Origin of the sequence: Mixta theicola, from assembly GCF_002895925.1 — a bacterium.
In the GTDB taxonomy this organism is placed as follows: domain Bacteria; phylum Pseudomonadota; class Gammaproteobacteria; order Enterobacterales; family Enterobacteriaceae; genus Mixta; species Mixta theicola.
Map to the genome: position 1 here is coordinate 30,704 of NZ_NWUO01000007.1, position 22,396 is coordinate 53,099.

The window sequence follows — 22,396 nt, forward strand, 5'->3', positions numbered from 1 at the left end:
CTTATTGCGGTGCGACCGGCTGCTGATAAATAGCGTTATGGAAAGGGCAAAGCGCCAGGACTAACGCCTGATAATAGACGCTGGTACGCGTCAGCAAACCCTGCGTAAATACGCCAATCGCTCCGCCTTTATGTTTGATATTATCAATACCGGTAAGGCGCGCCATCTCTTCACCCAGTTCGTGACCGGCATGGATGCCCGCCATGACGGGCGCAGGTAAGGTGAAACTGGCCGAGCGGGATTCGCCGCGCTGCTTATGATCTTCCACCACCATCCACGCAAAAGCGTCGTCGCCTTCAATGCCCGCTTCAATCGCTACCCAAAAATCTGCTTCAGGTCTGACCTGACGTGCATTCATTACCCGCTGGCGTGCGCCAGTTCGCGTTTCTGCATTCGTTAGCGGCTGAGCGGCCACGCCGCTGTCGACCTCGACGCCCTCAATGTGGCAGGATCCTTCGCCGAAGACATCATGAAAGGCCTGAGAGATGGCACTAACTTTGGCCGGATTGGTGGTAGCAGCAACAACATGGTACATAATTACCTGAACCTTCTACGCAATTTTGACGCAGTATAACGGAAAAAAGCATGTTACAGGTCTATCTTGTTCGCCACGGGGAAACGGTTTGGAACGCGGCCAGGCGCATTCAGGGGCAGTCGGATAGCGCGCTGACTAAAAAAGGTGAGCAGCAGGCTCGGCAGGTCGGCGAGCGGGTGAGACCGCTGGGAATTACGCACGTTATCAGCAGTGATTTAGGCCGTACGCGTCGTACTGCGGAAATTATCGCAGACGCCTGTGGCTGCAGCGTTACGCTCGACGCACGGCTACGTGAGCTGAATATGGGCGTGCTGGAACAGCGTCCGATCGATACGCTGAGCGCAGAGGAAGAGGGCTGGCGGCGTACGTTAGTTAACGGTACGGAAAATGGCCGCATTCCGGAAGGCGAAAGCATGGCGGAACTGGCGGAGCGTATGCATCAGGCGCTAAATGCCTGCCTTGATCTCCCGGCGGGAAGCCGACCGCTGTTGATCAGTCATGGTATGGCGCTGGGCGTGCTGATTAGCACGCTGCTGGGGCTACCTGCCCATGCAGAGCGGCGGCTGCGGCTGCGTAACTGTTCGCTGTCGCGGGTCGATCATCAGCAAAGCGCCTGGCTGGCAACCGGCTGGGTAGTGGAAACCGCAGGCGATATTTCGCATCTCGATCTGCCTGCGCTGGATGAACTGCAGCGCTAAACAAACAGGCCCGCAATGCGGGCCCAAAAAATTATCAGCTGTCGGTGCGGAGGATCGGAATCAAATATTCGCAGCGGATCTCTTTTGGTGGCTCGGAGCGTTTCTTGCCGCCGGGCGTATAAAAACGTTCAATATCTTGCCCCTGACGGCGCGTCAGCTGCAGCGTCGGCATGCAGGTGCCGTAAAGCATCAGGATAAACTCCTGTAGCTGGCTGCGCGGGCCTTCATAATTAAACTGGACATAATCGCCGCCTTCCAGCAGTACGGTTTGCGTCGACTGCATCGTTTTGGGCAACTGATCGGACGGTACTGCAGTGGTATACAGTATCTCCTGTTCGTCATCCTTTTCCTGGCTTGGACGTACCTGATGCAGCCCATAAAGCACCGGCGGGATCGTATCCGTTTCCTGCAGGAACAGCTGCCAGAAATGGTTTCGCATCTCATCGCGATAGCGAGAGATTTGTTCCAGCGTACAGCTATAGCTCTGCGTTTGCCCCACCAGCACGGTTTCCGGCAGCGTGACAAAGCGCGCTTCCGGCAGCGTCGAATTATCCAGGCTAATCGGCGGACGCAGCCCATAAGCGTTCCATTCTGACGCACGACGATAGTATGCCGGCGTTTGATTAAACTGTTTTTTAAAGGCGCGGGTAAAGGTCTGCTGTGAGTCGAAACGGTACTGCAGGGCGATATCCAGAATCGGACGGCTGGTAAGACGTAGCGCTACCGCTGCTTTTGACAGACGTCGGGCGCGAATATAGGCACCAATCGCATGGCTGGTTACCTCTTTAAACATTCTTTGCAGATGCCATTTGGAGTAACCTGCTTTTGCCGCCACATTGTCCAGTGACAGGGGCTGATCGAGATGGCTCTCCAGCCAAACAAGCAAATCGCGAATGATACCAGCTTGGTCCATAAAACATCCTCTTATACTTAGATTGGCGCAGGCAACGCAAGGTCGCGGGATCATAGCACTGAATGCGCACAAAACGCTGAAGGTTTTACTTATTAGATTGTGCTATACCCATGACAAATGGAGAGCGATAAAATGAGTCGGGCTTATCCTTAGCGGGTCGCAACAGCTAATAAACTTAATAATATCTATTGGTAACGAGATGATAATAAAAAATTTGTTAATAATTACAATGGCAACCTTATTCTCTGCCGGCGTGGCCGCCGAAGAGATCGGCTCGGTGGATACCGTGTTCAAAATGTTTGGGCCTGACCATAAAATCGTGGTTGAGGCTTTTGACGATCCGGAAGTGGAAAATGTGACCTGTTATCTTAGTCGCGCTAAAACCGGAGGGATTAAAGGAGGCCTGGGACTGGCGGAAGATACGTCTGACTCGGCTATTTCCTGTCAGCAGGTCGGGCCGGTGACCTTAAGCGATCGCATTGCGCAGGGGAAAGCGCAGGGCGAAATGGTTTTCCGCAAGCGCACCTCATTATTATTTAAGAAGCTGCAGGTTGTGCGTTTCTACGATCAAAAACGGAACGCGCTAATTTATCTTTCTTATTCAGATAAAATCGTGGAAGGATCGCCTAAAAATGCGCTGAGTGCGGTACCCATTATGCCGTGGGGCGCTAAATGAAAAAACGGCGAGTCGCCTCGCCGTTTTTAAAGGATTATTCCTGCAGGTCGCCGCAGAAACGGTAACCTTCGCCGTGGATGGTGGCGATGATTTCTGGGGTATCCGGCGTTGATTCGAAGTGCTTACGAATACGACGAATCGTGACGTCAACCGTACGGTCGTGCGGTTTTAACTCACGACCGGTCATTTTTTTCAGCAAATCGCCACGGGTTTGAATCTTGCCTGGGTTTTCGCAGAAGTGCAGCATGGCGCGGAACTCACTGCGCGGCAACTTATACTGTTCACCATTCGGGCTGATCAGCGAGCGGCTGTTAATATCCAGTTCCCAGCCGTTGAATTTATAGCTTTCAACCTGCTTACGCTCTTCGCTGATCGCGGAGAGATTCATGGTGCGTGACAGCAGATTGCGCGCGCGAATGGTTAATTCACGCGGATTGAAGGGCTTGGTGATGTAATCATCAGCGCCAATTTCCAGACCCAGAATTTTATCAACTTCATTGTCGCGCCCGGTTAAAAACATCAGGGCAACGTTTGCCTGCTCGCGTAGCTCACGCGCCAGTAACAGACCATTTTTACCTGGCAGATTAATATCCATAATCACCAGATTAATATCGTTATCGGTCAATACCTGATGCATCTCTGCGCCATCCGTCGCTTCGAACACTTCATAGCCTTCGGCTTCAAAAATGCTCTTTAGAGTGTTACGCGTGACTAGTTCATCTTCAACGATAAGAATATGCGGGATCTGCATGAGTTCGCTACCTAAAATTTGCCAACAAAATCGGAAACAGGATGTACTGCCGTTAACGCCGCAAAGCAAATAGTGTTTGCCCGAATAACTGAAGTACAGAATTATGTTCTTGATGCACCATCCATCAACGTCAACAACATTGTCAGCTCAGCCATAAGGATGAATCCTGCATGCCTCGGCAGTGCCAAATGGCCGTCATCCTAGCTGCATTAACAGCAACATAACAGCGCAGACTACAACCGATAAGCATTAAAACAACGCTTCGTTGACTTATATCAAATCAAGTGTAGCACGTTAACACTTTTGTGAAAAATGCTCATCAGAATGCCAGCTTAGCTCACAATAATCGGGTCTTAACCCGCGTCTTAGCCAACTGATAGTGGATAAAAGTTTACTAAGTTAATTATTAAAATACAATTTTGATTTATAAGATCTTATTTATGATATTTCTTTGTTATTAATGTTTGGATTAATTAAACAGTTTAAAGACGTTAAATCTCAGTTTTTGCCGTCAAAAATTTTTAGGTTAGTAACTTGTTATGTAATTGATACTATTATTTAACATGCCGTCGTGTCACAGTATGGCCGTTCGTAAATTTATCTTCAGGATTTATATGCGTTTTCCGCTTATTCTTGTTTCTCCTGCCCGCCCGGAAAATATCGGTGCGGCCGCGCGCGCTATGAAAACTATGGGGTTTTCTGAATTGCGTATTGTTCAAAGCGAAGCCTGGCGAGATCCGGCAACGCGTATCGTGGCGCACGGGGCGGGGGACATCATTGATAATATTCAACATTATCCCTCTCTTTCCGCTGCGCTGGCGGATATTGATTTTTCGGTAGCGACTACCGCACGCAGCCGGGCCAGGTTTCGTTATTACGCGACGCCGCAACAGGTAGAAACGATTTTGCGCGAGAAGCAGCAATGGGTAAGCAGTATGGCGCTGGTTTTCGGCCGGGAAGATAGCGGTTTGACTAATGAAGAATTAGAGCAGGTAGACTTACTGACCGGCATTCCTATGGCCAACGATTATCCTTCGTTGAATCTGGGGCAGGCGGTGATGGTCTATTGCTATCAGCTGGCTTCGTTAAGAGAGGTGGCCGCGACGGCGGCCGTAGCGGCGGATAGCCAGCAGCTTGATGCGCTGCGTCAGCGTTTGTCGGCGCTGCTGGAACGGCTGAATGTCGCCGATGATGAAAAGCTGGCGGACTGGTTACAACAGCGTATCGGCCTGCTGGAACAGCGTGACAGCGCCATGCTGCATCGACTGCTGCATGACATTGAAAAAAATCTCTAGAGAAAAATTTGGATTGCGTGCGCGAATCTGGTTAATGATCCCAGCCAGCGGAAAGGGCGTAACAGATTTCTCCGGGCGGCGGCGGCTTTTGACGTTTCCGCTGTGGTTGCGGCTGTTTTTCAGCGGCGATAAAACCGTTGACTTCATCAGGCGATTGCTTTACTTCTGAAAAGCAGACAGACACGGAAACAGACAGACAAAATCGACATGCGTACAAACAGCCTGAACACCACCATTATTACTACCACCATTACCACAGGTAACGGTGCGGGCTGACGCATACAGGAAAAAGAAAAAAAGCCCGCACCTGATAAGTGCGGGCTTTTTTTTCGGCTTAAATTCAGGAGATTCTTAACCATGCGAGTGCTGAAATTCGGCGGAACATCAGTGGCAAATGCGGAACGTTTTCTGCGGGTTGCCGATATACTTGAAAGCAACGCGAAGCAGGGACAGGTTGCAACCGTGCTTTCCGCCCCGGCCAAAATCACTAACCACCTGGTGGCGATGATTGAAAAAACCATCAGCGGTCAGGATGCCTTGCCGAATATCAGCGATGCAGAACAGATTTTTGCCGCGCTGCTGCAGGGACTGCAGGCTGCGCAGCCTGGCTTTGCCTGGGATCGGCTGCAGGCGCTGGTTGATAACGAATTTGCCCAGCTGAAGCAGATGCTGCACGGCATCAGTCTGCTGGGGCAGTGTCCGGACAGCGTTAACGCTGCGATTATCTGCCGGGGAGAAAAGCTTTCCATCGCCATGATGGAGGCGCTGCTGCAGGCGCGCGGGCATCGCGTCAGCGTTATCGATCCGGTCAGCATGCTGCTGGCGCATGGTCATTATCTGGAATCCACGGTTGATATTGCTGAGTCTACGCGCCGCATAGCCGCCAGCCATATTCCTGCCGATAACATAATTTTAATGGCCGGCTTTACCGCCGGTAATGAGCGCGGCGAGCTGGTGGTGCTGGGCCGCAATGGCTCCGACTACTCCGCGGCGGTGCTGGCCGCGTGCCTGCGTGCCGACTGTTGTGAGATCTGGACGGATGTCGATGGCGTTTATACCTGCGATCCGCGTCAGGTGCCGGATGCCCGCCTGCTAAAATCGATGTCTTATCAGGAAGCGATGGAGCTTTCTTACTTCGGCGCCAAGGTGCTTCATCCCCGCACCATCGCTCCCATCGCCCAGTTCCAGATCCCCTGTCTGATTAAAAATACCGCTAACCCACAGGCGCCAGGCACGTTGATCGGCGGCGACGCCAGCGATGATGCTAACCCGGTTAAAGGCATCACTAACCTGAATAATATGGCGATGTTTAACGTCTCCGGGCCGGGAATGAAAGGCATGGTCGGGATGGCGGCCCGCGTATTTGCCGCCATGTCGCGAGCGGGCATCTCCGTAGTACTGATTACCCAATCCTCTTCTGAATACAGCATCAGTTTCTGCGTGCCGCAGGGCGAACAGGCGCGGGCCCGACGAGTTCTGGAGGATGAATTCTATCTGGAATTGAAAGATGGCCTGCTTGAGCCGCTGGATGTGATGGAGCAGCTGGCGATTGTCTCCGTTGTTGGTGACAACATGCGTACCCAGCGCGGTATTTCAGCGAAGTTCTTTGCGGCGCTGGCGCGGGCCAATATCAATATCGTTGCGATTGCTCAGGGCTCGTCGGAACGCTCAATCTCCGTGGTGGTCAATAACGATGAGGTGACCACTGCGGTGCGCGTGGTTCATCAAATGCTGTTCAATACCGATCAGGTGATTGAAGTGTTTGTTGTTGGCGTCGGCGGCGTCGGCAGCGCGTTGCTGGAGCAGCTGCATCGTCAGCAGGCGTGGCTGAAAAACAAGCATATCGACCTGCGCGTATGCGGGATCGCTAATTCCAAAGCGTTGTTGACCAACGTGCATGGTATCGATCTGAGCAACTGGAAAAGCGCGCTGTCTGAGGCAAACGAGCCGTTTAAGCTGGACCGCCTGCTGCGTCTGGTAAAAGAGTATCACCTGCTGAACCCGGTAATTGTTGACTGTACCTCAAGCCAGGCGGTTGCCGATCAGTATGCTGATTTTCTGGCGGATGGTTTCCATGTGGTGACGCCGAATAAAAAGGCCAACACCTCTTCCTGGAATTATTATCAGCAGCTGCGCACGGCAGCCGCCAAATCGCGCCGCAAGTTCCTTTACGATACCAACGTTGGCGCAGGCCTGCCGGTGATTGAAAACCTGCAAAACCTACTGAACGCGGGCGATGAGTTAATCAGCTTCTCTGGCATCCTGTCCGGATCGCTCTCCTTTATTTTCGGCAAGCTGGATGAGGGGATGCCGCTTTCCGAAGCCACGAAGCTGGCGCGTGAAATGGGCTTTACCGAGCCGGATCCGCGTGACGATCTTTCCGGGATGGATGTGGCGCGTAAGCTGCTGATTCTGGCGCGTGAGGCTGGTTATCAGCTGGAGCTGAGTGATATTGCCATTGAAACGGTGCTGCCTGCGGAATTCACGGCGCTGGCTGACGTTGAGACCTTTATGCAGCGTCTGCCTGAGCTGGATAAGACCTTTGCCGATCGGGTTGCGCAGGCGCGCGAGGCCGGTAAGGTGCTGCGCTTTGTCGGCGCGATTGAAGAGGGCGGCCGCTGTTGCGTGAAGCTCGACGCGGTAGATGGCAACGATCCGTTGTATAAAGTGAAAAACGGTGAGAATGCGCTGGCGTTTTACAGCCGCTACTACCAGCCGATTCCGCTGGTGCTGCGCGGCTACGGGGCCGGTAACGATGTCACCGCCGCGGGCGTATTTGCTGACTTGCTGCGCACCCTGTCATGGAAGTTAGGAGTTTAAACATGGTAAAAATTTATGCCCCGGCCTCAATTGGCAACGTCAGCGTCGGCTTCGATGTGCTGGGCGCGGCGGTATCGCCGGTGGATGGTTCCCTGCTGGGCGACTGCGTTACCGTTGAGGCAGCCGATGCGTTCAGCCTGATTAATCAGGGGCGCTTTGTCAGCAAACTGCCTGCCGATCCGCAGGAGAATATCGTTTATCAGTGCTGGCAACGCTTTTGCGAAGCGACAGGGAAAACCGTCCCGGTGCGCATGACGCTGGAGAAAAACATGCCCATCGGCTCCGGGCTTGGCTCCAGCGCCTGTTCCGTCGTGGCGGGGCTGATGGCGATGAATGAATTCTGCGGCAGACCGCTGGACGACACGCAGCTGCTGACGCTGATGGGCGAGCTGGAAGGGCGCATCTCCGGCAGCGTACATTACGATAACGTCGCGCCTTGTTTTCTGGGCGGCCTGCAGCTGATGCTGGAAGAGAACGGGATTATTAGTCAGGCGGTGCCCTGTTTTGATGACTGGCTGTGGGTGATGGCCTATCCGGGAATTAAGGTGTCTACCGCCGAGGCGCGGGCGATCCTGCCGGCGCAGTACCGTAAAGAAGATTGTATTAAGCACGGGCGCTATCTGGCTGGCTTTATTCACGCCTGTCATACCGCTCAGCCACAGCTGGCGGCGAAGCTGATGCGCGATGTTATCGCCGAACCTTACCGTACGAAACTTCTGCCCGGCTTTGCCGCGGCGCGTCAGGCCGCGCAGGATATTGGCGCGCTGGCCTGTGGTATTTCCGGATCTGGCCCGACGCTGTTCGCCGTTTGTGATAATCAGGATACGGCGCAGCGCATGGCGGACTGGCTGCAGCAAAACTATCTGCAAAATGATGAAGGCTTCGTCCATATTTGCCGTGCCGATACGGCGGGCGCACGAAAACTGGGATAACGTATGAAACTCTACAATCTGAAGGACCACAACGAACAGGTAAGCTTTGCGCAGGCGGTGAAGCAGGGGCTGGGCTCACAGCAGGGGCTGTTCTTTCCGCTGGAGCTGCCTGAGTTTGATCTGAGCGATATTGATGCCATGCTGGAGATGGACTTCGTCACCCGCAGCAGCAAAATCCTCTCCGCTTATATCGGTGATGAGGTTGCGCCGCAACAGCTGGCGGAGCGCGTTAAGGCCGCTTTCGCGTTTCCTGCGCCGGTTGCGCCGGTCACGGAAGATATCGCCTGCCTGGAACTGTTTCACGGTCCGACGTTAGCGTTTAAAGACTTCGGCGGCCGCTTTATGGCCCAGATGCTCTCTTATATCAGCGGCGCGGATGAGGAGATCACCATCCTGACCGCGACCTCTGGCGATACCGGCGCGGCGGTGGCTCATGCATTTTACGGCATGGAAAATGTGCGCGTGGTTATTCTCTATCCGCAGGGCAAAATCAGCCCGCTGCAGGAGAAGCTGTTCTGTACGCTGGGCGGCAATATTCACACTATCGCTATCGACGGAGATTTCGACGCCTGTCAGGCGCTGGTGAAGCAGGCGTTTGATGATGAGGCGCTAAAAAAAGCCATTGGCCTGAATTCCGCTAATTCGATCAATATCAGCCGTCTGCTGGCGCAGATCTGCTACTACTTCGAGGCGGTGGCGCAGCTGTCGCAGGAAAAACGCAATCAGCTGGTGATTTCCGTGCCCAGCGGTAACTTTGGCGATCTGACGGCGGGCCTGCTGGCGAAATCGTTGGGGCTGCCGGTAAAACGCTTTATTGCCGCCACCAACCAGAACGATACCGTGCCGCGTTTTCTCTCCAGCGGCGCATGGCAGCCGAATACTACCGTCGCCACGCTCTCCAACGCGATGGATGTCAGCCAGCCGAATAACTGGCCGCGCGTGGAAGAGCTGTTCCGCCGTAAAACCTGGCGTTTAAACGAGCTGGGTTTTGGCGCAGTCGATGATGAAACGACCCGCAGCACGATGCGAGAGCTGGCGCAGCTGGGCTATATTTCTGAGCCGCATGCCGCCATCGCTTACCGTATGCTGCGCGATCAGCTGCAGCCGGGCGAATTTGGTCTGTTCCTTGGCACCGCGCATCCGGCAAAATTTAAAGAGAGCGTTGAAGAGATTCTGCAGCAGACGCTGCCGCTGCCGGCTGAGCTGGCGGAACGCGCCAGTCTGCCGCTGCTGTCGCATAAAATGAAGCCGGACTTTGCTGAGCTGCGGGCGTTTCTTATCCAGCTCTAACGCATAAACTATATAAAGCCGCCCGCTGGAGAAGGCGTTACCCATCTAACGTATGGGGCCCTTCACCGGCAGGCGGCTTTTGACTGTCTACGGGTTAGGCCTGTTCGTGGCGCTTAAACACCAGTTCGTTACCGCGGCTGCTTTCTTCATCAAAGAAATAGCCGTCAAGGTTAAACTGCTTCAGCTGTTCCGCCTGCTGCAGACGATTTTTAATGATGTAGCGGCACATCAGTCCGCGCGCCTTTTTGGCATAGAAGCTGATGATTTTGAATTTGCCGTTTTTCTCATCGAGGAAAACCGGTTTGATCAGGCGTCCGTTCAGCTTTTCCGGCTGTACCGCTTTAAAATATTCATCTGACGCCAGGTTAATCAGCAGATCGTCTCCCTGGGCTGCCAGCGCCGCATTCAACGCTCCGGTGATCGTCTCGCCCCAAAAACCGTAGAGATCTTTACCGGCCGGGTTGGCCAGTTTGGTGCCCATTTCCAGACGATAAGGCTGCATCAAATCCAGCGGACGCAACATGCCATACAGACCTGACAGCATACGTAAATGCTGCTGAGCAAAGTCAAAATCCGCTGCGCTGAAATTTTCCGCCTGCAGGCCGGTGTACACATCGCCTTTAAAAGCCAGAATCGCCTGACGCGCGTTTTCCGGCGTAAAATCAGGATGCCAGTCGTTAAAACGCTGCGCGTTTAACAGAGCCAGCTTATCGCTGATGCGCATCAGCGAAGCGATTTGTGCGGGCGACAGATCGCGTGCCACCGCGATCAGCTGCTGTGATTTTTCCAACAGTGCGGGTTGCGTATAGCGAAGCGTCGCCAGCGGCGTGGTGTAATCCAGCGTTTTGGCCGGCGAGATAACCATTAACATCGATATTTCCTTAGCGTAACCCGCAGGTTTTTAAACTTTGCTTAATTCTGGCCGCCGATGTTAGCAAAAAAGAGGCCGGGCCAGGCAAATCATTACTATTGGCCCGGCCTCTTTGATTCGCACCATCAGTGCATTGCGCGCCGGAATGTGCATGATATTATCGCAACAGATTTTACCCCTGACAGTTACATATCAAGAGAACCCATCATGACGGACAAACTTACTTCTTTACGTCAGCTGACTACCGTTGTTGCCGATACCGGTGACATCGCCGCGATGAAGCTGTACCAGCCGCAGGACGCTACCACCAATCCTTCTCTGATCCTTAACGCCGCGCAGATCCCTGAATATCGTAAGCTGATCGATGAAGCTATCGCCTGGGCGCGTCAGCAGAGCAGCAATAAAGAAGAACAAATTCAGTTCGCTTCTGACAAACTGGCGGTCAATATCGGTCTGGAAATTCTGCAGCTGATCCCGGGCCGTATCTCTACCGAAGTGGACGCACGTCTTTCTTATGATACCGAAGCGAGCATCGCGAAAGCGCGCAGCCTGATTAAACTGTATAACGATGCCGGCATCAGCAACGATCGCATCCTGATTAAACTGGCTTCGACCTGGCAGGGCATCTGCGCAGCGGAACAGCTGGAAAAAGAGGGTATCAACTGTAACCTGACGCTGCTGTTCTCTTTTGCCCAGGCGCGTGCCTGTGCTGAAGCGGGCGTTTACCTGATCTCCCCGTTTGTAGGCCGTATCCTCGACTGGTACAAAGCCAATACCGATAAGAAAGAGTATGCGTCGCACGAAGATCCGGGCGTGGTTTCCGTTAGCGAAATCTATGAGTACTACAAACAGCACGGTTACGAGACCGTAGTGATGGGTGCCAGCTTCCGCAACGTGGGCGAGATCCTGGAACTGGCAGGCTGCGACCGCCTGACGATTTCTCCGTCGCTGTTGAAAGAGCTGGCGGAAAGCGAAGGCAGCATCGAGCGCAAGCTCTCCTTCAGCGGTGAAGTTAAAGCGCGTCCGGCCAAAATGACCGAAGCGGAATTCCTCTGGCAGCACAACCAGGATCCGATGGCGGTAGATAAGCTGGCGCAGGGCATCCGTAACTTTGCGGTTGACCAGGGCAAACTGGAAAAAATGATTGCAGAACTGCTGTAATCGCCCTTCTGCCGCAGCCGGAAACAGGGCTGCGGCAGCTCACGTTAGGCATCCTTCCCCGCCCTGTAGTATTCTTGCCGCTAATCCCACACCTTAACTGCTCGCTTTGCGACAGTACTTTTTATGAATATCACTATGAATACGTTACGCATTGGTCTCATTTCGGTTTCAGATCGCGCCGCCAACGGCATTTATCAGGATCAGGGCATTCCGGCGCTGGAAGCCTGGCTCTCATCCGCGCTGACCACGCCTTTTATTATCGAAACGCGGCTGGTGCCAGATGAACAACCGCTGATTGAAGAGACGCTTTGCGAGCTGGTCGATGAGCGTTTTTGTCACCTGGTTTTAACCACCGGCGGCACAGGCCCGGCCCGACGCGACGTTACGCCGGACGCGACGCTGGCCGTAGCCGATCGGGTAATGCCGGGATTTGGCGAGCAGATGCGGCAGATCAGCCTGCAGTTTGTACCAACGGCGATCCTTTCGCGACAGGTTGGCGTGATCCGCAAGCAGTCTTTAATTCTCAACCTGCCGGGCCAGCCGAAATCGATTAAAGAGACGCTGGAAGGATTAAAAGATGAAGGCGGCAAAGTGCAGGTAGCGGGTATTTTTGCCAGCGTGCCTTATTGTATTCAGCTGCTGGAAGGCCCTTATATCGAGACCAACCCGGAGGTCGTAGCAGCATTTCGTCCAAAAAGCGCCCGCCGTGAAACAAACTCCTGAAAATCAAATATTTCAGGGATAAGATCCAGCGCGGCTGGTGTGGAGAGAAAAGTTGACGCTATAGTAACGTGAATTTTACAAAGGCACGTTAATCACTTTCTTTCACCTCTGGAAGCGCAAATAAAATTATGGATCAACCACAGGCTCGCCGGCTTAACCGGCAGGATTACAAGACGCTGTCGCTGGCTGCGCTCGGTGGCGCGCTCGAATTCTACGACTTTATCATCTTTGTTTTTTTCGCTGCGGTGATTGGCGAGCTGTTCTTCCCGCCCGATATTCCTGACTGGCTGCGCCAGCTGCAAACTTTTGCCATTTTTGCCGCCGGTTATCTGGCGCGCCCGCTGGGCGGCATTGTGATGGCGCACTTTGGCGATCGGGTCGGAAGAAAAAAAATGTTTAGCCTGAGTATCCTGCTGATGGCCTTGCCAACGCTGGCGATGGGCGCCTTGCCCGACTATCACGCCATCGGCCTGACGGCCCCGCTGTTGTTGCTGTTATTGCGTATTTTGCAAGGCGCGGCGATTGGCGGCGAAGTGCCGGGCGCCTGGGTATTCGTGGCGGAACATGTGCCTGAAAAGCGTGTGGGCTTCGCCTGCGGTACGTTAACCGCCGGCCTGACTGCCGGCATCCTACTGGGTTCGCTGGTGGCCACGCTGATTAACAGTATGCTGTCGCCGGAGGCCATCGCGGCGGGCGGTTGGCGCATTCCGTTCTTTTTAGGCGGCGCCTTCGGCCTGCTGGCGATGTATCTGCGGCGCTGGCTGCATGAAACGCCGGTTTTTCAGCAAATGCAGGCGCGTAAAACGCTTGCTGATGGGTTGCCGCTGCGTAACGTGCTGCAAAACCACAAGCGCGCGGTGATGGTTTCCATGCTGCTGACCTGGCTGCTGTCAGCCTGCATCGTGGTGGTTATTCTAATGGCGCCGAGGCTGCTGCAAAACAGTATGCGCTTCCGGCCGCGCTCACGCTGCAGGCCAATAGCGTGGCAACCGTTATGCTGCTGGCTGGCTGTATTATTGCCGGACTGCTGGCGGATCGACTGGGCGCGGCCAAAGTTTTAACCGTCGGCTGTTTGCTGCTGGCGCTATGCAGCTGGATTTTTTTTACCCATGCCGCCCGCTCTGTCACGGCGCTGTTTATGACCTATGCGCTGGCGGGATTAAGCGTCGGCGTGGTCGGCATCGTGCCTTTTGTTATGGTGCGCGCTTTCCCGGCGGCGATACGCTTTACCGGCATCTCTTTCTCTTACAATCTCGCCTACGCCATTTTTGGCGGACTGACGCCCGTTTGCGTCACGCTGTTAATGAAGCTCTCGCCGCTGGCCCCCGCCTGGTATGTGCTGGCGCTGGCGCTGATCGGCATTCTGACCGGGCTATGGCTGGGCTGGGCCGGGCGACGCGACAATATTCTGCAGCAGGTGAACGCCTGATACGCATGGATAAAACCGCCGCCGCCATCGCGCCGCTAAAAAATTTTTTTTTACTTAACCCTTGATGCGCTGCGAAGCGGCCCCATTTTGAAGTCATCCAGCGTTGTGAAGCGCAAAGAGCGCAGGCGGACAGTTGTAAATAAACAAATCGTCCGCATTATCTGATTCACAACCCTAATTGAGACCGTTTTTAAGTAGGAGACGTTTAGATGGGTAAGATTATTGGTATTGACCTCGGTACAACCAACTCATGTGTTGCGATTATGGATGGCACCAAAGCACGCGTGCTGGAAAATGCCGAAGGCGATCGCACCACGCCGTCAATTATTGCATATACCCAGGATGGTGAAACGCTGGTCGGTCAGCCTGCTAAACGTCAGGCCGTGACTAACCCGCAGAACACGCTGTTTGCAATCAAACGCCTGATTGGTCGCCGTTTCCAGGACGAAGAAGTACAGCGTGACATTAAAATCATGCCTTACAAAATCATGCAGTCCGACAATGGCGATGCATGGCTGGACGTAAAAGGCCAGAAAATGGCGCCGCCGCAGATTTCTGCGGAAGTGCTGAAAAAAATGAAGAAAACGGCGGAAGATTACCTGGGCGAACCGGTAACTGAAGCAGTTATCACCGTACCGGCCTACTTTAACGATGCACAGCGTCAGGCAACGAAAGACGCAGGCCGTATCGCGGGTCTGGAAGTAAAACGTATCATCAACGAACCGACCGCAGCTGCGCTGGCTTACGGTCTGGATAAAGGCCAGGGCAACCGTACTATCGCGGTTTACGACCTTGGTGGCGGTACTTTCGATATTTCTATTATCGAAATTGATGAAGTCGATGGCGAAAAAACCTTCGAAGTTCTGGCAACCAACGGTGATACCCACTTGGGTGGTGAAGACTTCGACAGCCGTCTGATTAACTACCTGGTAGCTGAGTTTAAGAAAGATCAGGGCATCGATCTGCATAACGATCCGTTGGCCATGCAGCGTCTGAAAGAAGCCGCTGAGAAAGCGAAAATCGAGCTTTCATCTGCCCAGCAGACCGACGTTAACCTGCCGTACATCACGGCGGACGCTACGGGTCCGAAACACCTGAACATCAAAGTGACCCGTGCGAAACTGGAATCACTGGTTGAAGATCTGGTTGCCCGTTCTATTGAGCCGCTGAAAGTGGCGCTGCAGGACGCTGGCCTGTCCGTATCTGATATCAATGATGTGATTCTGGTCGGTGGTCAGACGCGTATGCCAATGGTGCAGGCGAAAGTTACCGAGTTCTTTGGTAAAGAGCCGCGTAAAGACGTTAACCCTGATGAAGCGGTCGCGGTAGGTGCTGCGGTACAGGGCGGCGTGCTGGCCGGTGACGTAAAAGACGTGCTGCTGCTGGATGTTAGCCCGCTGTCGCTGGGTATCGAAACCATGGGCGGCGTAATGACCGCTCTGATTAACAAGAACACCACCATCCCAACCAAGCACAGCCAGGTGTTCTCTACCGCGGAAGACAACCAGTCAGCGGTAACGATCCATGTGCTGCAGGGTGAGCGTAAACGTTCAGCGGATAACAAATCGCTGGGTCAGTTTAACCTGGATGGTATCCAGCCGGCACCGCGCGGTATGCCGCAGATCGAAGTCACCTTCGATATTGATGCTGACGGTATCCTGCACGTATCGGCGAAAGATAAGAACTCAGGTAAAGAGCAGAAGATCACTATCAAGGCATCTTCTGGTCTGAACGAGGAAGAGATCGCGAAGATGGTACGCGACGCGGAAGCTAACGCTGAAGCCGACCGTAAATTCGAAGAGCTGGTACAGGCGCGCAACCAGGGCGACCAGATTGCCCACAGCACCCGTAAACAGCTGGACGAAGCGGGCGATAAACTCTCTGCTGACGACAAAGCGCCGATCGAATCTGCGCTCAACGATCTGAACAGCGCGCTGAAAGGCGAAGATAAAGCTGCAATCGAAGCGAAAATCCAGGCGCTGGTAGAAGTTTCCGGCAAGCTGATGGAGTTCGCTCAGCAGCAGGGGCAGCCAGCTGACGCCGGTGATGCTTCCGCGAAGAAAGAAGATGACGTTGTCGACGCTGAGTTCGAAGAAGTTAAAGACAAAAAATAATTGCCCTGACCGGGCGCGGCGGTTGCCCTGACAACCGCTGGTAACCAGCACGGGCGTAGGAGTTTCTCCACGCCCGTGCATGCATGTTAAGGGCAGGAAATATAATAATGGCGAAAACAGACTACTACGAGATTTTAGGCGTCCCAAAGTCTGCGGATGAGCGTGAAATCAAAAAGGCCTATAAACGCCTGGCAATGAAATACCATCCTGACCGCAATCCGGACGATCAGGAAGCCGAAGCCAAATTCAAGGAAGTGAAAGAGGCTTACGAAATTTTGACCGATGCGCAGAAGCGCGCAGCCTACGATCAGTACGGACATGCGGCCTTTGAACAGGGCGGCATGGGCGGTGGTTTTGGCGGCGGCGGCTTTGGCGGCGGCGCAGACTTCAGCGATATCTTTGGCGACGTGTTCGGCGACATTTTTGGCGGCGGCCGTCGGCAGCGCGCAGCCCGTGGCGCCGATTTACGCTACAACATGGAGCTGACGCTGGAAGAAGCGGTGCGCGGCGTGACCAAAGAGATCCGTATTCCTACGCTGCAGGAATGTGACGTTTGCCACGGTAGCGGGGCTAAATCGGGTACGCAACCGCAGACCTGTCCAACCTGTCATGGCGCGGGTCAGGTACAGATGCGTCAGGGCTTCTTCACCGTGCAGCAGGCCTGTCCGACCTGTCATGGGCGCGGCGCTATCATTAAAGATCCCTGCAACGCCTGTCACGGACATGGCCGCGTAGAAAAATCAAAAACGCTGTCGGTAAAAATTCCGGCGGGCGTGGATACCGGCGATCGCATTCGCCTCAGCGGTGAAGGCGAAGCGGGTGAGCATGGCGCACCGGCGGGCGATCTGTACGTTCAGGTTTCGGTGAAAAAACACCCGATTTTTGAACGTGAAGATAATAACCTTTACTGCGAAGTGCCGATTAATTTTGCTATGGCGGCGCTGGGCGGCGAAATTGAAGTGCCGACGCTGGATGGTCGCGTGAAGCTGAAGGTTCCGGCGGAAACCCAAACCGGCAAACTGTTCCGTATGCGCGGCAAAGGGGTGAAATCCGTACGTGGCGGAACGCAGGGCGACCTGTTATGCCGCGTAGTGGTTGAAACGCCGGTAAGCCTGAATGAAAAACAAAAATCGCTGCTGCGTGAGCTGGAAGAGAGTTTCGGCGGTCCCAGCGGTGAGAAAAACAGCCCGCGCTCGAAAAGCTTTTTCGACGGCGTAAAGAAGTTTTTTGATGATTTGACGCGTTAATCGCGCACCTCCAGGCGCCCCGTTCAGGGGCGTTTTTTATATCTTTTCCCGTTCCGGGCGCTTTAGCCGTTTTACGGTCAGCCTGAATACTCCGCACCGGCTCGGTGCCATTAATTTTTTGCCATTTTCTTCGGTGCGATAATTTATACTTTATACGATTATTCTTATTAAACCTGGCAAGGCTCAGCGATGATTCCTTTTTTCGGATCATGATGCCAGTTAACCTGTTTTTACCGCGTAATCAGAGCCAGTATGCTTACGCTTAACGCTATGTTTTTAACAAGGAGATTTGAAGATGATGAAACGCTTATTGGCCAGTGAGGCGACAGGCGGCATCGTGCTTATCCTGGCGGCAATACTGGCCATGCTGCTGGCAAATATTGACGCTACCCAGCCTGTATACGCTTCGCTGCTGGCGATGCCGGTAGAGTTTCGCTTTGGCGACCTGCATATCAATAAAAATATGCTGCTGTGGATTAACGATGCGCTGATGGCTCTGTTCTTTTTAGCGATCGGGCTGGAAGTTAAGCGCGAGTTAATCGCAGGCTCGCTGGCCAGCCGTGACAAAGCCGTGTTTCCCCTTATCGCCGCCATCGGCGGTATGCTGGCTCCGGCGCTGATTTTTTTGTTATTTAACGGTGCTGATGAAATTACCCGTAACGGTTGGGCAGTGCCTACCGCTACCGATATTGCCTTTGCGCTTGGCGTGCTGGCGCTGTTAGGCAGCCGGGTGCCGCCAGCGCTAAAAATATTTCTTATGGCGCTGGCGATAATTGATGATTTAGGGGCGATTGTCATTATCGCGCTGTTTTATACCCATGAACTGTCGCTGCTTTCCCTGAGCGTTGCCGCCGGGGCTATTATCGGGCTGGTGCTGTTAAATCTGTTTAATGTTCGCCGCACCTCGCTGTATATGGTGGTTGGCACCGTGCTGTGGGTGGCGGTATTAAAATCGGGCGTGCATGCCACGCTGGCAGGAGTCGTGATTGGCTTCCTGGTGCCGTTATCTGAAAAAGAGGGGAAATCGCCTGCCAGAGCGCTGGAGCATGGCCTTCATCCCTGGGTTACCTGGTTGATTTTGCCGCTGTTCGCTTTCGCTAACGCTGGCGTGGCGCTGGATGGAGTTTCCGTCAACGCGCTATTCTCGCCGCTGCCGCTGGGCATTATTCTGGGGCTGTTTATCGGTAAGCCGTTAGGGATTACTTTATTTTGCTGGCTGAGCATCCGGCTGGGCGTGGTGAAACTGCCGCAGGGCGTTAACCTGAGCAGTATCGCGGCGGTGGGCGTGCTGTGCGGAATCGGCTTTACTATGTCGATTTTCATCGCCTCGCTGGCCTACGGCGACTTAAACGCAGAGCTGATGGTGCTGGCCAGGCTGGCCATTTTAATCGGTTCGCTGCTGTCAGCCGTGGTGGGGTATTTGCTGCTGCGCGCTAAGTTAAGCTAGCCGCACAGCCCGGAGAAGCCGTGAGTATGTTCCCCGGTCACTATTTTTCTATTACATTTTGGCGCGTTGGTAAAACCAGCTTTTGGTGTACGCCATCGCTGCCGAACAAACCCTTTCCCGCCAGCCTGGCAGCGCGGGAAAGGGAAAAGTCATGGCGAAGTATTAAATAAGCTTCGCCGAACGGCTGTTTCAGCCTCCAGCCGCGCAGCGTATCTGTAAGCATGTTTTTGCCGCTTCAATCTGGCGTTTAATAAAAAAGTATAAATATGTGGATCTATTTTTAGGCGCTATTTATTTCCCGACGCCTGTTATTAGCGTTCCTGGAAATAGCTGACGTGGCGATTCGATCCAGAAGTTACCAGAAGGATTGAGAATTTATCCCGGTTATTCCAGATAACGGGCATTAGGCAAAATTCTCATTTTTCCATTTTCCATTTACTGCCATTTTACCTTTCTTTACGCTACGTGCTGTTAACTCACAACCTTGAGGACCATATTCCCCCGACGCGCTGACGGTGGGGTATGAAGTCCATCCATCGGACGGAATAAGGTCATCTCAGGAGCGAAGTATGCAAAACGAAAAAAATAAAACGGCGTCAGTATTACCTGTTCCCCATCAGGGATTAACACAGCACTTTTCTTCTTCCGTTCTTTCTCATTATCAAATGCTGTTTATTACTGTCAGCATGTTTAATCTGTCAATAATGAGTTGGGCTTTAGTCAGCGGCAGCTGGTGGGATGAGAACCATATTTCTCTGGGCAACTTCGGCAATATGGTTATCGCTAATCTCTGTGTGACAATACTGATTCGTCAGCAATATCTTATTAACGGGCTGTTTCGGCTGGTCTGGCGTGTTCCTGTGCACTGGCCGCTGCGGCTGCGGCGTCATCTGGCGAATGTCTATCAATTCGGTGGACTGCACTCCGGCTGCGCCACCTTTAGCTGCCTGTGGCTGCTGCTTTTTACCCTGGGCGCCTTTTATCAACAGCAGTTGCAGGGCGGGCTCTCAACGCAGCTACTCACGGTAAACACGCTGCTGGTGCTGATGCTATGCGCCATTTCCCTGACGGCGCTGCCGCAGGTGAGGCAGCGCTACCATAACCTGTTTGAACATATGCATCGCTACGCTGGCTGGAGCTCGCTTGCGCTGTCATGGCTACAGGTTTTATGGTTCGTGCGTGACAGTCATCACGGAGAATGGCGCTGGCATCATCTCAGCCACGCTTTCGCCTTCTGGGGGCTGTTGGCTATTACCTGCAGCATTCTTCTTCCCTGGCTGCGTTTGCGGCGCGTTCCCATCGAAGTTACGCGGCCTTCTTCCCATGCGGTGATTATTCAGTTTGCTTTACCGCAGGAGCCCTTTCCCGGCTCGACGCTGGCAATTAGCCTGGATCCGCTAACGGAATGGCATGCTTTTGCCAACATTCCGCTGGTAACCAGGCCGGGATGCCGAATGCTAATCTCACGCGCCGGCGACTGGACCTCCCGCTTTATCGATAATCCGCCTTCGCACGTCTGGTTTAAGGGCATTCCTACGCCGGGCGTAGGCAGCATGAATAAAATATTTAAATCCGTGGTGTACGTTGCCACCGGAAGCGGAATTGGTCCGCTGCTGCCGCATCTGGTGAACAATCCGCGCCCCTGTAAACTGATTTGGTCAACCCGTAATCCGGTGGTTACCTATGGCGAAGCGTTCGTTAATGAAATTATTGCGGCGCATCCGGGCGTGCTGATCTGGGATACCGATGCGCACGGCAAGCCGGATCTGCTGCTGCTGGCCTGTCAAAAGGTCAAAGAGATTAATGCGGAGGCGGTAATCTGCATCGCTAATCGTCCGTTAACCGATTATGTAGTGGAAGGATGTGAAGCGCAGGGTATTGCCGCCTACGGGGCGATTTGGGATTCGTAAAATAAGGATGAAAAAAAACCGGCCACTGGCCGGTTCTTTCAAAGCTGATTAACAAGTGGCGATTAAGCCAGTTTGTTGATCTGTGCAGTCAGGTTAGCTTTATGACGTGCAGCTTTGTTTTTGTGGATCAGACCTTTAGCAGCCTGACGGTCCACGATCGGTTGCATTTCGTTAAATGCTTTCTGTGCAGCTTCTTTATCGCCAGCTTCAACTGCTGCGTATACTTTCTTAATGAAAGTACGCATCATAGAACGACGGCTTGCGTTATGCTTGCGACGTTTCTCAGATGTTACGGCGCGTTTCTTAGCTGATTTGATATTAGCCAAGGTCCAACTCCCAAATATGTTCTGTACGGACAAATCAAAGGCCGAGGACTATGCCTTTTACGCCTTATTTTGTCAATGGATTTGTGCAAATAAGCGCCGTTTTACAAACAACGCTCGGTTACGTAATTGATGGCGCAAGATTCTACCAGTTTCCCCGTGCTGAATACAGTATTTCGCAAGAAAAAAAGCGGCCCGGCGCTGCTGGCAGGGAAATCGCCGTCGGAAAGCGGGAAAGGCACCGTGACGGGTTAACCTTGGCGGTTGTACAAGGTATAATCCGCCGATTTCCACCAACTTGAGTCAGCCATGAAGTTTATACGCGGCATTCATAATCTCCGGACGCAGCCCCGCGGCTGTGTGCTGACTATCGGCAATTTCGATGGGGTGCATCGGGGCCATCAGGCGCTGCTGGCTCGCCTGTGCGAAGAGGGACGGCGGCGCAACCTGCCGGTCATGGTCATGCTGTTCGAGCCGCAGCCGCTTGAGCTGTTTGCGGCCGATAAAGCGCCGGCGCGCCTGACGCGTCTGCGTGATAAGCTGAAATATCTGGCGCAGGCGGGCGTCGATGCCGTGCTGTGTGTGCGCTTCGACCGCCGGTTTGCCGCCGTCAGCGCGCAGAGCTTCGTTAACGATCTGCTGGTTGATAAGCTTGGCGTGCGGTTTCTCGCCGTTGGTGATGATTTCCGTTTCGGCGCTGGTCGCGAAGGGGATTTCCTGTTATTACAGAAAGCGGGTGTGGAATATGGCTTTGATGTCATCAGCACCCAGACTTTTAGTGAAGGCGGTAAACGTATCAGCAGTACGGCTATTCGCCAGGCGCTGGCGAATGACGATCTGACCCTGGCGCAGTCGCTATTGGGCCATCCGTTTGCCCTTTCTGGTCGCGTCGTGCATGGTGACGCGCTGGGCCGCACCATCGGTTTTCCCACGGCTAACGTTCTGCTCCGGCGCAGGGTATCGCCCGTTAAAGGCGTTTATGCCGTAGAAGTTTATGGGCTTAGCGAGCAACCGCTGCCGGGAGTGGCTAATATTGGTACGCGTCCAACGGTTGCCGGCCTGCGTCAGCAGCTTGAGGTGCATCTGCTGGATGTCACAATGGATATGTACGGGCGTCATATTGACGTGGTGCTGCGCCAAAAAATACGTAACGAGCAGCGTTTTCCCTCGCTGGATGCGCTTAAAGAGCAAATTGCTAAAGATGTGGTGACTGCCCGCAAATTTTTTGGGCTTAAAACACCGGTGTAACAACCGAAACACG

General features: G+C 53.6%; 19 protein-coding genes, 1 pseudogene and 1 other annotated feature. Of the genes and pseudogenes, 15 read left to right on the plus strand and 5 right to left on the minus strand.

Annotated features, from left to right (window positions below; genetic code table 11):
- Window position 1: 1 nt before the first annotated feature.
- On the minus strand, window positions 2–535 hold the full coding sequence (gene yjjX, locus COO59_RS10795; RefSeq protein ID WP_103059807.1) for an inosine/xanthosine triphosphatase: 534 nt from the start codon (window positions 533–535) through the stop codon (window positions 2–4).
- Window positions 536–585: 50 nt separating this feature from the next.
- Between yjjX and gpmB the strand changes: the two genes are divergently transcribed.
- Window positions 586–1,233 (plus strand): 2,3-diphosphoglycerate-dependent phosphoglycerate mutase GpmB, encoded by a 648-nt coding sequence (gene gpmB, locus COO59_RS10800; RefSeq protein ID WP_103059808.1) that lies wholly within the window; start codon window positions 586–588, stop codon window positions 1,231–1,233.
- Window positions 1,234–1,267: 34 nt separating this feature from the next.
- Here gpmB and robA read toward each other — a convergent pair whose 3' ends face one another.
- Window positions 1,268–2,146, minus strand: coding sequence for an MDR efflux pump AcrAB transcriptional activator RobA (robA, locus tag COO59_RS10805; protein ID WP_103059809.1), 879 nt, complete (start codon window positions 2,144–2,146; stop codon window positions 1,268–1,270).
- Between the two features lie 199 nt (window positions 2,147–2,345).
- On the opposite strand from robA, the gene creA reads away from it, so the two are divergent.
- The gene (gene creA, locus COO59_RS10810; RefSeq protein ID WP_103059810.1) at window positions 2,346–2,822 is read left to right on the plus strand and encodes a protein CreA; all 477 of its coding nucleotides are present in this window, start codon (window positions 2,346–2,348) and stop codon (window positions 2,820–2,822) included.
- Window positions 2,823–2,856: 34 nt separating this feature from the next.
- On the opposite strand, the gene arcA is transcribed toward creA, so the two are convergent.
- The gene (arcA, locus tag COO59_RS10815; protein WP_103059811.1) at window positions 2,857–3,573 is read right to left on the minus strand and encodes a two-component system response regulator ArcA; all 717 of its coding nucleotides are present in this window, start codon (window positions 3,571–3,573) and stop codon (window positions 2,857–2,859) included.
- A 614-nt stretch (window positions 3,574–4,187) separates the two neighbouring features.
- Between arcA and COO59_RS10820 the strand changes: the two genes are divergently transcribed.
- The 5 genes from COO59_RS10820 (at window position 4,188) to thrC (ending at window position 9,910) form a co-directional block, all read left to right on the plus strand.
- The gene (locus tag COO59_RS10820; RefSeq protein WP_103059812.1) at window positions 4,188–4,868 is read left to right on the plus strand and encodes a tRNA/rRNA methyltransferase; all 681 of its coding nucleotides are present in this window, start codon (window positions 4,188–4,190) and stop codon (window positions 4,866–4,868) included.
- 207 nt (window positions 4,869–5,075) lie between these two features.
- Entirely contained in the window at window positions 5,076–5,144 is a 69-nt protein-coding gene (gene thrL / locus COO59_RS10825; RefSeq protein WP_103059984.1) for a thr operon leader peptide, read from the plus strand.
- Window positions 5,083–5,199: a sequence feature (Thr leader region), on the plus strand. Its footprint overlaps the gene before it by 62 nt.
- A gap of 26 nt (window positions 5,200–5,225) precedes the next feature.
- A complete protein-coding gene (gene thrA, locus COO59_RS10830; RefSeq protein WP_103059813.1) occupies window positions 5,226–7,688 on the plus strand; it encodes a bifunctional aspartate kinase/homoserine dehydrogenase I in 2,463 nt (820 codons plus the stop codon).
- Window positions 7,689–7,690: 2 nt separating this feature from the next.
- Window positions 7,691–8,620: a homoserine kinase gene (thrB, locus tag COO59_RS10835; protein WP_103059814.1), complete on the plus strand. Its 930-nt coding sequence runs from the start codon at window positions 7,691–7,693 to the stop codon at window positions 8,618–8,620.
- Between the two features lie 3 nt (window positions 8,621–8,623).
- On the plus strand, window positions 8,624–9,910 hold the full coding sequence (gene thrC / locus COO59_RS10840) for a threonine synthase (protein ID WP_103059815.1): 1,287 nt from the start codon (window positions 8,624–8,626) through the stop codon (window positions 9,908–9,910).
- Between the two features lie 94 nt (window positions 9,911–10,004).
- Here the strand turns inward: thrC and yaaA are convergent, their stop codons facing one another.
- On the minus strand, window positions 10,005–10,781 hold the full coding sequence (gene yaaA / locus COO59_RS10845) for a peroxide stress protein YaaA (protein WP_103059816.1): 777 nt from the start codon (window positions 10,779–10,781) through the stop codon (window positions 10,005–10,007).
- 207 nt (window positions 10,782–10,988) lie between these two features.
- Between yaaA and tal the strand changes: the two genes are divergently transcribed.
- The 7 genes and pseudogenes from tal to COO59_RS10885 all read left to right on the plus strand — a co-directional run bounded on the left by tal (window position 10,989) and on the right by COO59_RS10885 (window position 20,812).
- Window positions 10,989–11,942 carry a transaldolase gene (tal, locus tag COO59_RS10850; RefSeq protein WP_103059817.1) on the plus strand — a complete coding sequence of 318 codons (954 nt, stop codon included), beginning with the start codon at window positions 10,989–10,991 and terminating at the stop codon, window positions 11,940–11,942.
- 135 nt (window positions 11,943–12,077) lie between these two features.
- The gene (gene mog / locus COO59_RS10855) at window positions 12,078–12,665 is read left to right on the plus strand and encodes a molybdopterin adenylyltransferase (protein WP_103059818.1); all 588 of its coding nucleotides are present in this window, start codon (window positions 12,078–12,080) and stop codon (window positions 12,663–12,665) included.
- A 128-nt stretch (window positions 12,666–12,793) separates the two neighbouring features.
- Window positions 12,794–14,094, plus strand: a pseudogene (locus tag COO59_RS10860) (MFS transporter).
- Between the two features lie 209 nt (window positions 14,095–14,303).
- Window positions 14,304–16,208, plus strand: coding sequence for a molecular chaperone DnaK (gene dnaK / locus COO59_RS10865; protein ID WP_103059819.1), 1,905 nt, complete (start codon window positions 14,304–14,306; stop codon window positions 16,206–16,208).
- Window positions 16,209–16,315: 107 nt separating this feature from the next.
- A complete protein-coding gene (dnaJ, locus tag COO59_RS10870; protein WP_103059820.1) occupies window positions 16,316–17,455 on the plus strand; it encodes a molecular chaperone DnaJ in 1,140 nt (379 codons plus the stop codon).
- Between the two features lie 289 nt (window positions 17,456–17,744).
- The gene (nhaA, locus tag COO59_RS10875; RefSeq protein ID WP_205960864.1) at window positions 17,745–18,902 is read left to right on the plus strand and encodes a Na+/H+ antiporter NhaA; all 1,158 of its coding nucleotides are present in this window, start codon (window positions 17,745–17,747) and stop codon (window positions 18,900–18,902) included.
- Window positions 18,903–19,471: 569 nt separating this feature from the next.
- A complete protein-coding gene (locus COO59_RS10885; protein ID WP_103059823.1) occupies window positions 19,472–20,812 on the plus strand; it encodes a ferredoxin reductase domain-containing protein in 1,341 nt (446 codons plus the stop codon).
- A 62-nt stretch (window positions 20,813–20,874) separates the two neighbouring features.
- On the opposite strand, the gene rpsT is transcribed toward COO59_RS10885, so the two are convergent.
- Window positions 20,875–21,138: a 30S ribosomal protein S20 gene (rpsT, locus tag COO59_RS10890; RefSeq protein WP_038628374.1), complete on the minus strand. Its 264-nt coding sequence runs from the start codon at window positions 21,136–21,138 to the stop codon at window positions 20,875–20,877.
- 306 nt (window positions 21,139–21,444) lie between these two features.
- Here rpsT and ribF point away from each other — a divergent pair, with 306 nt between their 5' ends.
- Window positions 21,445–22,383 (plus strand): bifunctional riboflavin kinase/FAD synthetase, encoded by a 939-nt coding sequence (gene ribF, locus COO59_RS10895; protein ID WP_103059824.1) that lies wholly within the window; start codon window positions 21,445–21,447, stop codon window positions 22,381–22,383.
- The last annotated feature ends 13 nt before the right edge of the window (window positions 22,384–22,396 follow it).